This window comes from Sorangium sp. So ce836 (genome assembly GCF_028553905.1).
GTDB lineage: Bacteria > Myxococcota_A > Polyangia > Polyangiales > Polyangiaceae > Sorangium > Sorangium cellulosum_D.
The window spans coordinates 2,358,498-2,370,471 of the sequence record NZ_CP102233.1 but is presented as its reverse complement, the minus strand read 5'-3'; the positions used below and the strand labels follow the sequence as shown (position 1 = coordinate 2,370,471).

At 72.0% G+C, this 11,974-nt stretch carries 13 protein-coding genes; 10 read left to right on the top strand and 3 right to left on the bottom strand.

The window, feature by feature from the left end; translation table 11 throughout:
* Positions 1–6: 6 nt before the first annotated feature.
* The 5 genes from NQZ70_RS08690 to NQZ70_RS08670 all read left to right on the top strand — a co-directional run bounded on the left by NQZ70_RS08690 (position 7) and on the right by NQZ70_RS08670 (position 3,078).
* Positions 7–948: a serine/threonine-protein kinase gene (locus NQZ70_RS08690; protein ID WP_129573801.1), complete on the top strand. Its 942-nt coding sequence runs from the start codon at positions 7–9 to the stop codon at positions 946–948.
* A gap of 12 nt (positions 949–960) precedes the next feature.
* On the top strand, positions 961–1,452 hold the full coding sequence (locus NQZ70_RS08685; protein WP_129573800.1) for an NmrA family NAD(P)-binding protein: 492 nt from the start codon (positions 961–963) through the stop codon (positions 1,450–1,452).
* 94 nt (positions 1,453–1,546) lie between these two features.
* Positions 1,547–1,789, top strand: a complete 243-nt coding sequence (locus NQZ70_RS08680; RefSeq protein WP_129573799.1) for a hypothetical protein — start codon at positions 1,547–1,549, stop codon at positions 1,787–1,789.
* 154 nt (positions 1,790–1,943) lie between these two features.
* Entirely contained in the window at positions 1,944–2,342 is a 399-nt protein-coding gene (locus NQZ70_RS08675; protein WP_129581230.1) for a VOC family protein, read from the top strand.
* Between the two features lie 28 nt (positions 2,343–2,370).
* The gene (locus NQZ70_RS08670; protein WP_129573798.1) at positions 2,371–3,078 is read left to right on the top strand and encodes a CPBP family intramembrane glutamic endopeptidase; all 708 of its coding nucleotides are present in this window, start codon (positions 2,371–2,373) and stop codon (positions 3,076–3,078) included.
* Between the two features lie 92 nt (positions 3,079–3,170).
* On the opposite strand, the gene NQZ70_RS08665 is transcribed toward NQZ70_RS08670, so the two are convergent.
* On the bottom strand, positions 3,171–3,650 hold the full coding sequence (locus tag NQZ70_RS08665; protein ID WP_129573797.1) for a GNAT family N-acetyltransferase: 480 nt from the start codon (positions 3,648–3,650) through the stop codon (positions 3,171–3,173).
* Between the two features lie 75 nt (positions 3,651–3,725).
* A complete protein-coding gene (locus tag NQZ70_RS08660; protein WP_237245156.1) occupies positions 3,726–5,117 on the bottom strand; it encodes a multicopper oxidase family protein in 1,392 nt (463 codons plus the stop codon).
* Between the two features lie 279 nt (positions 5,118–5,396).
* Between NQZ70_RS08660 and NQZ70_RS08655 the strand changes: the two genes are divergently transcribed.
* The 3 genes from NQZ70_RS08655 to NQZ70_RS08645 are packed head-to-tail and all read left to right on the top strand — an operon-like array spanning position 5,397 to position 8,270.
* The gene (locus NQZ70_RS08655; protein ID WP_165373855.1) at positions 5,397–6,224 is read left to right on the top strand and encodes a caspase family protein; all 828 of its coding nucleotides are present in this window, start codon (positions 5,397–5,399) and stop codon (positions 6,222–6,224) included.
* A 58-nt stretch (positions 6,225–6,282) separates the two neighbouring features.
* The gene (locus NQZ70_RS08650) at positions 6,283–6,843 is read left to right on the top strand and encodes a hypothetical protein (RefSeq protein ID WP_165373854.1); all 561 of its coding nucleotides are present in this window, start codon (positions 6,283–6,285) and stop codon (positions 6,841–6,843) included.
* On the top strand, positions 6,840–8,270 hold the full coding sequence (locus NQZ70_RS08645) for a hypothetical protein (protein WP_129573795.1): 1,431 nt from the start codon (positions 6,840–6,842) through the stop codon (positions 8,268–8,270). Before NQZ70_RS08650 ends, NQZ70_RS08645 begins: the two co-directional genes overlap by 4 nt.
* 14 nt (positions 8,271–8,284) lie before the next feature.
* On the opposite strand, the gene NQZ70_RS08640 is transcribed toward NQZ70_RS08645, so the two are convergent.
* The gene (locus NQZ70_RS08640; RefSeq protein WP_129573794.1) at positions 8,285–8,779 is read right to left on the bottom strand and encodes a response regulator; all 495 of its coding nucleotides are present in this window, start codon (positions 8,777–8,779) and stop codon (positions 8,285–8,287) included.
* Between the two features lie 174 nt (positions 8,780–8,953).
* Here NQZ70_RS08640 and NQZ70_RS08635 point away from each other — a divergent pair, with 174 nt between their 5' ends.
* Positions 8,954–9,529 carry an NAD(P)H-dependent oxidoreductase gene (locus NQZ70_RS08635; RefSeq protein ID WP_129573793.1) on the top strand — a complete coding sequence of 192 codons (576 nt, stop codon included), beginning with the start codon at positions 8,954–8,956 and terminating at the stop codon, positions 9,527–9,529.
* 344 nt (positions 9,530–9,873) lie between these two features.
* Positions 9,874–11,829 (top strand): ABC transporter ATP-binding protein, encoded by a 1,956-nt coding sequence (locus NQZ70_RS08630; protein WP_129581228.1) that lies wholly within the window; start codon positions 9,874–9,876, stop codon positions 11,827–11,829.
* The last annotated feature ends 145 nt before the right edge of the window (positions 11,830–11,974 follow it).

The following is an 11,974-nucleotide window of genomic DNA, read 5'->3' as shown; positions in this document are numbered from 1 at the left end:
CGCCCCATGTTGACCGAAGAGGAGCTGGCAGAGCAGCGCGTCGGCACGCGGATCGGCCCGTGGGCGGTGGAGCGCGTCCTTGGGGTCGGCGGGATGGCGAGCGTCTTCTTCGGCCGCCGCGCCGACGGGTGCGTGGCGGCGGTCAAGGTCCTGCACGCCGAGCTCGCCAGCATCGACGAGGTGCGCAAGCGGTTCCTGCGCGAGGGGCCGATCGGGAACGCGCTGGCCGCCGTGGCGCCGCTCTGCGAGGGGCTCCCCCAGGTGCTGGAGTCCGGGGCCACCGACGACGGCCTGGTCTACATGGCCATGGAGATGCTCGAGGGAGAGACCGTGTTCGACCGCATGGTCCGGCACGGGACGCTCCCCGTCGGCCAGGTGATCGCGCTCGCCGAGCGGGTCCTCGACGTGCTGATCGTGGCGCACGAGCACGGCATCGTTCACCGCGATCTCAAGCCCGAAAACCTGCACATCGGCAACGACGGGCGCGTGCGGGTGCTCGATTTCGGCCTCGCGCGCGTGCTCGACCCGCTGCTCGAGGACGTCGCGGGCGTGCCCGAGATGACGACGACGAGCACCGGCGTGTCGATCGGCACCGACGATTACATGGCGCCCGAGCAGGCCCTGGGCCTCATTCGCGAGATCGACGGCCGGACCGACCTGTTCGGCCTCGGCGCGACGATGTTCCGCCTGCTCGCGGGGCGCACGATCCACGGCAACCTGGACGAGGCGCGCCTGCTCATCGCCGTGGCCACCGAGAAGGCGCCGCCGCTCGCGCAGCACGCCCCCACGGCGCCGCCGGGCCTGTGCGCCGTGGTGGACCGCGCCCTCGCCTTCCTGAAGCAGGAGCGGTACCCCGACGCGCGGACGATGCGGGGCGACCTCGCCGCCGTGCGCGCCGGGCGCGAGCCGCCGTATGCGACGGCGGCGGCGGCGAGGGGGCGGGCGTAGCGCCCTGGTGAGCTGCGCGGCGCGGGGTACGCTGGCACCTGCTCTCTGGCCTGCGCGCGAGCGAAGCGGCGCAGCGCGCCGGGTACGAGAGCGCCTCGCACTTCACCCGCGACTTCACGAGGTGGAGACAAGCTGCTGATCGTCTCTCATCCGTCCTTCTCCGACGACCTGCGGGTCGCGTCGCACAAGAACGCGATCGACGCAGCGGTGAAGGCGGGGGTGAGGCACATCTATTACACCTCTCTCGCCTTCGGGCGAGAGAGCAAGGCAGCCGTGATGAGAGCGCACCTCGACACGGAGGCCTACCTGAGGGCGCGCGGGATCACCTACACGATCCTCCGAGAAGGCGTGTACATGGAGAGCTTCCCCGTCTTCCTCGGGTTCTTCGGCGCCGGACACGACGAGGTGGTCGTGCCGGGCGACGGGGGGGGTCGCCTGGGCTGCGCGGGACGACCTCGGAGAGGCGACGACGAGGATCATCGCAGGCGGCGGATACGACGATGAGACGATAGCCCTCGTCGGGCCAAAGGCGTACACGCTGGAGCAGACGACCGCGCTCATCTCGTCCATCCTCGGCCGCGAGATACGCTTCTCGCTGGTGAGCCGAGACGAGTTCGTCCGGCGGAACAGCGCGAACGGAGATGTCGCGAGGTTCTGGGCGTCGGCGTATCCGGCGCTGGAGGCGGGCGAGGCGTCCAGCGTGGATCCGCTCCTGGGGGCGGTCCTCGGGCGGCCGCCCGTGTCCTTCGAGTCGAGGTTGAGGGAGCTGCTCGACCTCGAAGCGGAGCCGCGGAAGGAGCTCTCCAGCTGGATCGACAACGGACGAGGGCCAGCGCGCTGAGCGCTGTCCCCCTGGGTCGATCGCCTCCGCGGCGCGCGGAGGCGTGGGCGCGTCGACGCTCCCTCTTGCCGCCCCCGTGGCGCTCCACGCGCGTGATAGCCCGGGGATTGACGAAGCGCGTCGCGAGGGGTTAAGCACCGAGGAGCACACCATGATCATCCACCACACCGGAATCGGCGTCTCCGACGTCGCCCGTTCGGCAGCGTTCTACGACGCCGCGCTCGGCGCCCTCGGCTACCGTCGGGTCATGCAGCTGCCGGAAGGCACCGGCGCCGATGCCGTGGGTTACGGCGTCGACTATCCGGCGTTCTGGATCGACCGGTTTCACCCCCACAGCACGCGGAACCATACGGCCTTCGCGGCGCGCAGCCGAGCGGAGGTCGATGCCTTTCACGCGGCGGCGTTGAGGTCGGGCGGCACCGACAACGGCCGGCCTGGGCTGCGCGATACCGCGGAAGGGTATCCGCCCGGCTATTACGCGGCGTTCGTGCTCGACCCGGACGGCAACAACATGGAGGCGCTGTTCATGGAGGGCGGCTCACCGGCGCCTTAGCTCGCGCCGGGCTCGCCGTACTCGCGCCATGTCCGCCCCCACCCGCCGCGCCAGGGCAGCGCTGCAAGCCCTCGTCGTCGCCGCCATCCTGCTGGCGCTCCTCGCGCTCGGCCAGGCGGCGCGCCCCGCCGGGCGAAGCCTCTCACCGCGCGACATCGCCCAGGGCGTCGCCGCCGCCGGCGGCATCTTGCTCGGCAGCATCGCCGTCATGCTCGCCGTGTTCCGGGAGCGCTGGACCACGCTCGGCTTCCGGCGCGAGGCGCCGACCGCCGTCCTCGGCTGGGGCCTGCTCGGGCTGATCGCCAGCTACCTGCTCGCCGGCGCGGGGACGGCCGTCTATGCGCTGGCAGCGGGCGTCTCCCCGGAGCGGCTCGCCGCCGAGAAGACCGCCGCGCTCAGCGGCTTCTCCGAGCTTCCGCCGGCGCTCATCCTCCCGCTCTCGCTCTTCACCGGCACGTACGAAGAGCTGGTCTTCCGCGGCTTCTTCATCTCGCGCCTGCGCGCCGCCCTGTCCCGGGACCCCCACGATCCCGCCGCCGCCGCCGGCGCCGTCGTGCTGACGTCCGCCCTGTTCGCGATCGGCCACTTCTATCAATCCACGCTCGGCGTCGTGCAGACCTTCGCCATCGGCCTGGCGCTCGGGGCGCTCGCGGTGCGACGGGACAACGTCTGGCCGTGCGTCGTGGCGCACGCGGGCATCAACCTGATCGGGATGCTCGCGCTGCGGTTCGCTTGAAGCGGCGCCGCCGGCTCGGCGCGGGCAGCCTGAGCGGCCCCCCGCGAGCTCACGATCACGGTCGATGCAGGCGCGAGGAGGGCGGGCGCCGTTCAGCCGAGGCGCTTTCTCATGCTGATGCTCGTGATCCGGTAGCCGAGCGAGTCGTAGAGCCCCCGCGCCCGCGCGTTCTGCGCGAACACGTGCAGCTCGATGTCCCGCGCGCCCAGGCCGCGGGCGATCTCCTCCGCGAGGGCCATGACCCGGCGCCCGATCCCCCGGCCGCGGGCGTCCTCGCGCAGGTGGATGTCGTAGAGGAACGCGCTGCGAAACCCATCCGCGCTGGTCATGCCGATCCAGACGTGGCCGACCACCGCGCTGCCCTCCAGCACCGCATAGATGTGGTGGTCGGGGGTGGCGAGCCCCTGCGGCAGGAACGCCTCGATCTGCGAGCGCGCGTTGCGCTGCTCGTCCTCGGTCCGCGCGTCCACGGCGCTCGCGCGCTGCTCCGCGTACGAGCAGGCCACGAGCTCGACGAAGGCGTCGAGCTCCGCGGCCTCGAGCGGCCGCACAGAGATGGGGAGATCCGACATGGCGCCAGGTTACCACCAGATGGGGCGGCAGGCCCACGTCGCCCCGGACGGAGGCGCCCATCGGCCCCGGCGCCGTCACTGGATGACGTGCAGCATCCCCATCATGCCGGCCTCGGCGTGGTCGAGGATATGGCAATGGAACATCCACATTCCCGGCCGGTTGTCGTAACGGACCACGAAGCGCGCCGCGCCGTCGACAGGCACGTTCACCGTGTCCTTCCACTCCATCGGCCGCACCGGCCTCCCGTCCGCGCCGAGCACCTGGAAGAAGAAGCCGTGCAGGTGGAACGGGTGATCGAAATCGAACGTGTTCTCCACGGTCCACACCGAGGTCTCGCCCACCGCTGCCACGAGCGGCTCCGCCTTCCACGAGGGCACGCCGTTGATGCCCATCTCCACGCCGCTCGGGCTCTCCTGCAGCGTGAGCTTCAGATCGACGCGCGTCGCCGCCGCCGTGTCGAGCGCCGGGATGTCCCTCCGCACCTCGGGGAGCGGCGCGTCCTCGGCCGCGGGCTCGTCCGCGAGGCGGAGGCGGAACGCCTCGACCTCGGGCCTCCCGAACGTGGCGCCATAGCCGCGGTCGTAAGGCACCCAGCGCACCGGGAGCGTCGAGCCCGGCGCGCCGCGCGGCACGATCAGGACGTCGGCGCGCTCGCCGGGGGTGAGCAGGATCCTGTCCGTCGCGACGGGGCGCTCGAGGAGCCCGCCGTCGCCGCCGATCCGGGTGAAGCGGTGATCCGCGATCATGAGCTGGTAATAACGGGACTTGGCCGCATTGACGATGCGCCACCGCTGCCTGAGCCCGGCGCGCGCCTCGATCACCGGGTTCACCCGCCCGTTCACGAGCAAGTGGTCGCCCTCGCGCCCGAACAGCGTGCCGAGGTTGCCGCCCGCCTCTGGGTCCTCGAGCGTGCCGTCGTCGCGCAGGCTGATGTCGCTGAGCACGAGGACGAGCTCGTCGCCGAGCCCCGCGGGCTCGTCCGGGTCCTCGACGAGCAGCGGGCCGTACAGGCCGTTCCCCGCCTGCACGGCGGAGTCGACGTGGGGGTGATACCAGTAGAGCCCCGCGTCGGGGACGACGAAGTCGTAGGTGAAGCTGCCGCCCGGCGGCGTCTCGGGCTGGCTGTGCCCGGGCGCGCCGTCCATCTCCGCCAGCAAGCGCACGCCGTGCCAGTGAATCGTCGTGGGCGCCGGGAGCTCGTTGCGGAAATTCACGATCACGCGATCGCCCACCTTGGCGCGGATCAGCGGGCCGGGCAGTCCGCCGTCATACGTCCAGGTGGGCGTCCGCTTGCCGGGCACGATCTCGACCTCCTCGACGCGCGCGGTCAGATCGACCTCGACCACCTCGGGCCTGGCGTCGCGATCGCGCGCCGGCCGCAGCGCCACCGCGCTGTCCCACCCCTCGGGCTGGGACGGGCGATCGGCCGCACATCCGAGGGCGACGGCGGCGAGCAAAGGGCTCACGAAAAGGAAGAGAGGGTGATCGTACGGCATGTTGCGGGGCCGACTTTACCACGCGAACGGGACAGGATCCGCCCGAGAACGCCGAACGCTCCCGGAACGGGGAACTGCGGACGCGGACGCGGACGAGGCCAGCGCGCCGCATCCGCGCAACGTCACGCGACGCGCCTGTGCCGCTCGACCACGCTCGCGCTTTTCCCTGGACAGGCGCCGAGGTAGGGCGCGATATTACGCTGTCGGCCTCTCATTGGCTTCATGGGGCACGATGGAATGGAGCACCGAATGAAGAAGCGCGCCGTGCTCGTCGGCATCAACGACTACGCAGGCAATCCGCTCGCCGGTCCCGTGAACGACGTCGCGCTGATGAGCGAGTTCCTCAGGGACCGGTGTGGCTTCAGCGTCGACACGGAGATCGTCTCTGCCACCCAGATGGCAGGTACCAAGTCGGCCATCCTGGAGAGGCTCCAGTGGCTCGTGCGCGGCGCCGAGCCGCAGGATCAGCTCCTCTTCCACTTCAGCGGCCACGGCGACCAGCTCGACGCGTCGGACGACGCCGGCGAGCTCGATCGGCTCGACGAGGTGCTCTGCGCGCTCGGCTTCGACAGGACGAACGCCACGGCGATCCGCGACGACGAGCTCACCGCGCTGTTCTCCACCCTGCCGAGGGGCGCGCACGTCGTGTGGACCTGCGACTCCTGCCACGCTGGGGGAATGCCCCCGGCGTCGGCGCGGGGAGGACCGCCGGCGGCCGAGGACAGGACCGCTCGCGGCTGGAGCGCCGCCGCGGCGCCCGAGCCCCGGAGCGCGCGGGCGAACGATCGGCGGCGCGCGGAGCGACGGATGCGCAGGGCGATGGGCGAGCTCCCCGTCGTCTTCATCGGCGCCTGCGCGGAGGGGCAGCGCGCGTACGAAGGCCCGCTGGGCGGCCGGGTCCACGGGGCGCTCACCTATCACCTCGTCCGGGAGCTCGAGCAGCCGGGAGGGCTGACGACCTCCCTCGCGCGGATCGTCGACGGCGCGACGCGCGCCATGAACCGCGCCGGGTACGCCCAGGAGGCCGTCCTCGTGACGCCGCGCGAGCGCGAGGCGGCTCCGCTCTTCTGGCCATGAGCGGGAGCATGGCGTTCTTGCGCGCTCGTGCGAGCGAATCGCCCGGAGGCGAACACTCATGACGAACCGACACAGGTGGCCGCTCGGGCTCATCATGCTCGCCGCGCTCTCTTCGTCCGGGTGCCCCGAGGACCCGGAGGTGGAGAGATATCTCATCGTCGCGCCGGCCGCGGAGCAGCCGGGCTCGCCAGCGCTGGGGACCAGCGTGCTCGTCCAGCAACGAGGGGGCGCCTACCTGCGCCTGAAGACGATCGCGGGGAAGCTCGATCTATCGACGGACGCGCCCGGCGGAGCCACGCGACAGCCGTCGTGCATCCCCGCGCCCCCGCCCGGCGAGCCGCGGTTCTTCCTCGTCATACCGGACGATGTCGAATGCGAGCTGTACGTCGATCTCCTCGGGCCTGACAGCGGCGACGACGCCCCGGCCTGCTCGGGGCCGCTGCTCGCGAGCCGGCTCCTGCAGATCACGAACGTGCGACAGAACCCCTCCGGCGACGGCGGGGGAGGCCCGGGGGGCGCGGGCGACACGGGCGGCGACGGCGCCGGCACGGGCGGCGCGGGCGGCGGCACGGGCGGCGAGGGCGGCGAGGGCGGCGGCACAGGAGGAGATGAACCGTGAATGGGAAGCGGGAGCGCACGCTCCTCACGTCGAATCATGACGCGCCGTGGATGCGGATCGCGCGCGTCGCGGCGGCCATCTGCGCGATCCTCCTCACGACCCGCGTCGCTCGTGCAGACGGCGCATGCAGGGACGTCAGCCAGCTGTGCAGTGGCGATGATGACAAGACGTGCGCCGAGGAGCTGAGCGGCGTATTGCTCAACATCGAAGGGGAGGTCCTCAACGAGATAGACGCTCTCCAGAAGCGCGTCCCCGCCTCCCCGAGCGCCAGCGTGACAGCCGCGGTGACCGTGGCAAAGACCAAGAGCGACGCGTTCCTCGCGAGCCGCAAGAACGCGTCGAGCGCCACAGGTACGGACGCCGAGAAGAAGGCGGCAGCGGTCAAAGCCATCGCCGAACACTGCGATTACGTCACGGCGAGGGACCAGGCGAACAAGGACATCTCGCAGATCCCGGCGCCGCCCGCCTCCCCCAGCGGCATCGCGGATCCGCTCCAGGCGCAGCGCCAGGAGATCCAGCAGATCTGCACGAGCTCATGCAAGGCCCCCGGCGCCTTCTGCATCGACGCCAGATCCGGCGAGCCGCTCTGTGACGGCCTGGCGCCCGATGTCTACTCGCTCGTCGGCGCTCTATCCCCAGGAGACAAGCTGATCGTACGCGTGTTCGGCGAGGAAGCGCTCAGGGACAAGCTCAAGCTCTCGGTGAGCTTCCTCCGCTCGCCGGACCGCCGCTTCGACGATCGGGCGCCGGGCGGCCGGGCTCCCGCGAGGCTCGAGCTCCTCGCGGAGCAGACCGCGGAGATCCCCGAGGACACGTCGATCACGTCGCTGAAGATCCGCTACGAGCTCGCGGGCGATGGACCCGAGAGCGCGATCGACGAGTCGTATGCCGTGCCCATCGATCAGGGGCAGTACTACCTCGAGTTCGGCGCCCTCATCCCGCTCGTGATCGATGGGTCGCGGCGCGTCGTCCAGACCACGCTCCCCGGCGCCGGCGGCGAGCGCCGCCTCTCGGTCGAGGAGGACTGGAGCGTCAACCCCTCGATCGTGCTCAACGTCTTTCCCGGGGGCCGGCGCCGCGGCGTCATCTCGTCGTTCCAGGACATGCGGCTTTCGACGACGCTGGGCGACCTGCTCGGGGTGCAGGTCGGCGTGGACCTCGACCTCGGCGAGCCCTTCGATCGCATCTTCCTCGGCGGCGTGATCGAGCCCGTGGCGGGGCTCGGCTTCAACGCCGGCCTGGCCTTCGTCCAGCAGGAGTACCTCCCCGCGGGCCACGCGGAGGACATGATCGTGCCCGTCGGAGAGTCCGTGTCGCCCGCGCGCCGGTACGCTCCTCGTTTTTACTTCGGCGCCACGCTGACCCTCGACATCGTGACCACCGCGACGACCGCCACCACCAGCTTCGCGAGCGCGCTCACGCGCTGAGCCCGCTCGCGGCGTCAGACGTAACGCCCCACCGCGTCGAGCAGCGCGGCGAGATTCACCGGCTTCTTCAGGATGTCGACCGGCCCGAGCTCGGCCGCGCGCGGCGCCGCCCCCGCCGTGAGCACGACCACCGGGACATCGGCGATCGACGGGACGCGCAGCTGCTCCGCGCGGAAGGCATACCCGTCCATCATCGGCATCATCAGATCGAGGACGATGAGCGCCGGCGCCGGCGCGTCGCGGAGCCTGGCCAGCGCCTCGGCGCCGTTCCTGGCCGTCATCACCTCGTAGCCCTCGTCCGACAGGACACCCACGAGCGCGTCGCTGACGCCCTGGTCGTCCTCGATGACGAGGATCGTCCGCGATCGCGCGGGGCCGCCCTCCGCGGCCCCGCGCCCAGGGGCGCGCGGGGCCGCGGACGGATCGCCCGGAGCCACGCCGTCGTCGCCCCGCTCCGGATCGCGCGGGGCATCGTCGTTATCGCCCGAGCGCGGTCCGTTCGCGTCCATGGAGGCCCCATAAAGCTTTCCGCCACAGCGCGCAATTTGAATCGCGCCGCGGCGCACGGCGCGCGGGAGGATCGCCCGCGACGAACCGCTCACGCCCGTGCGCGCAGCGAGCTCGGCAGCGCGGCGCGCGCCGGCGCGAGGACGGCGGTACGGGCGCTGCATCCTCGCGGCCCCATGAACGTGGCCGTGATCTTCTATTCCCTTTTCGGCGACACGGCCGCGCTCGCCGCCGCGGTCGTCGAGGGCGCCGAGCAGGCCGGAGCGACCGTGCGGCTCCGGCAGATCGCCTGCCTCGCGGCGCCGCAGGAGCGCTGGAGGACGAGTGAGCAGATCCGTGCCACACGGGAACACCTCGCCTGCGTCCCGGTGGCGCGCCGCGACGACCTCCTCTGGGCGGACGGCATCGCCCTCGGCTCGCCTGCGCGCTATGGCACGATGAGCGCGGAGCTCCGGCGCTTCCTCGACGGAGCCAAGCAGCTCTCGGGCGATCTCGCCGGCAAGGTGGCGTCCGTGTTCTGCTCGCCCTCGCCGATCGCGGGGGCGCAGCGCGCAGCCCTCCAGTCGATGGTCGTCTCCCTCCTCAGCCATGGAGTCCTGGTCCAGCCCCCCGCCCGCGCGGCGATGGATCCCGCGGACACGACCGCCCGGCGCGGCGGCTCGCCCCGGGCGAGCTCGGGCGAGCTCGATCTCACGCTGGCGCGCGCGCTCGGTCGCCGCCTCGCGCTGACCGGACAACAGACGCGCAGGTAAGCGCAGCGCGACGGCCGCGCCGCCGGCCTGTACCGTGACCGCGCCGGCGCGGCGAGCCCTGGAGTCCCGGACAACCGCGCAGCAAATCAGCAGGAGCTCTGCTCCTCTCCCGCACATTGCAGTGAGCGCGACCGCGAAGGGCTGTTACACCTGCGCCGATACCTCGCTACCGGTCGGAACCGATGGACCGTCAGGCGGGGCCCGAAGCCCGGGCCGCCGGCGGCCACCTCAGCCGTAGACAGGAGAGAGCTCAGCGAACCATGAGCGCACAAGCTCACCGCAAGGACTATCACCCTTCGCCGCGGCGCGGGGGCAGGATCGCGCCATCGAGGCGTTCCCCAGCGATGGCCGCAGAGCGGCGCGCCGCGCCGAGCAGCCGCTCGGCAGCCGGCGCGGATCGGCTCCGGTTCTTCCTCCGCGTGGGCGCCTATTTCAAGGAAGAGTGGGCGCGCATCGGCGCGCTCTCCCTCCTGGTCTGCGTCTCCATCGCGATCAGCCTCCTCCAGGTGTGGCCCATCGCCGTGATCGTGGATCTCATCTCGAGCGGGCCCCGCAACGAGGACCTCGTCCACCGCCTCCTCCTCTCGCCGCTCCCGGACAGCCTGCTCGGCCGCGTCCTCGGGCTCGCGGCGATCACGCTCGTCCTCCGCGTGGCGCAGGAGTTCGTGGGCATGGGCCGCGCCCTGATCAACTTCCGCATCGGCTACGGCGGGCTCACGCGCGTGCGCTGCGACGTGTACAGGAAGCTCCAGGCGCTCCACATCGGCTATCACCGGGCGCAGCCGCAGGGGGACGCCCTCTACCGGCTCAACCAGGACGCCGCCGGGTTCCACGGGATCCTCAACGTGGCCGTCGCGGTGATGGGGAGCGCGCTGACGCTCACGGTGATGATCTGCATCATGGCCTCGCGCAGCCTGCCGCTCACGCTGCTCGCGCTCGCGGTCGTGCCGCCGCTCCTGCTCACGAACCACCGGTTCGGGCGCGCGCTGCACAAGAAATGCACCGAGGCAAAGGAGGTCGAGAGCGAGCTCACGACGTCCGTGCAGCGCTCGATGGCCTCGATCGGCCTGGTCCAGGCGTTCGGCCGCGAGGCCGACGAGGAGGCGCGCTTCCACGCGACGCTGCGCAACAGCGTGAAGGCGTGGCTCAGGCTCCACCACGACGAGCTCGGTCACGTGCTCACCGTGGGCTCGATCCTCGGGCTCGGCGGCGCGCTGGTGCTCGGCTACGGCGGCTACCTCGTCGTCGAGGCGCGCGGCGGCGCGGGCGACTCCGGCATGACGCTGGGCGCGCTCACGGCGTTCCTCGGCTACCTCGGCATGCTCTACGATCCGCTCTGCAAGCTGACCGGCGCCGGCGCCGCGGTGCAGGGCGGCGTCGCGGGCGCCCAGCGCGTCTTCGAGGTGCTGGACCGCGATCAGGCGGTGGTCGACGCGCACGACGCGGCGTCGCTGCCGACCGAGCCGCGCGTGCTCTCGCTCGACGGGGTCGGGTTCGAGTACCGCCCGGGCCACCCGGTGCTGCGCGGGATCGACGCGACGATCCGGCCGGGGCAGATGGTCGCGTTCGTGGGCTCGGTCGGCTCCGGCAAGACGACGCTGCTGAGCCTGCTGCCGCGCTTCCACAACCCGACGTGCGGCGCGCTGAGGCTCGACGACATCGACACGCGCGCGATCCGCGTGGCCGACCTGCGCCGGCACATCGCGCTCGTCCTCCAGGACAGCATCCTCCTGCCGGCCACGATCGCGGAGAACATCGCCTACGGTTGCCCCTTCGCGACCGACGCCGAGATCCGGAGGGCGGCCGAGATGGCGGGCGCGGCGGGCTTCATCGAGGCGCTGCCGGACGGCTACGGGACGCAGATCGCCGACGGCGGGCTCAACCTGTCGACCGGCCAGCGGCAGCGCATCGCCATCGCGCGCGCGCTGCTGACGGACGCGCCCATCCTCGTGATCGACGAGCCGACCGACGGGCTCGACGCCGAGCACGAGCGGACCATCGGCGAGGCGCTCCGCGCGCTGAAGGGCCAGCGGACGATCATCCTCATGAGCCACCGCCTGAGCACGATCGTCGACTGCGATCAGATCTTCGTGCTGGAGCGCGGCCGCATCGTCGAGCACGGCGCGCACGCGGAGCTCCTGCGTCGGGACGGCGTCTACACCAAGATGGCGCGGTGGCAGCACCTGCACACCGGCCACGCCCTCGGTCCGAAGAGCGGCCCGCGCCGCGCCCTCCCGGCGCCGTCGCCCGACGCGCTCGGCGGCGACGACGGCCGATGGGCCGATGGGCTGATGGGCTGAGGGCGGAGGCGGAGCGCGGCGCGCGCCCACGCCGCGCGCCCACGCTGCGCGCCGCGCGCCCACGCTGTCGCGACGCGCGCCCCAGAGCGCGCTTTTCGACCCGCACGCCGCCCCCGGAGCCACGGAGACGTGATAGAGCTCCGGT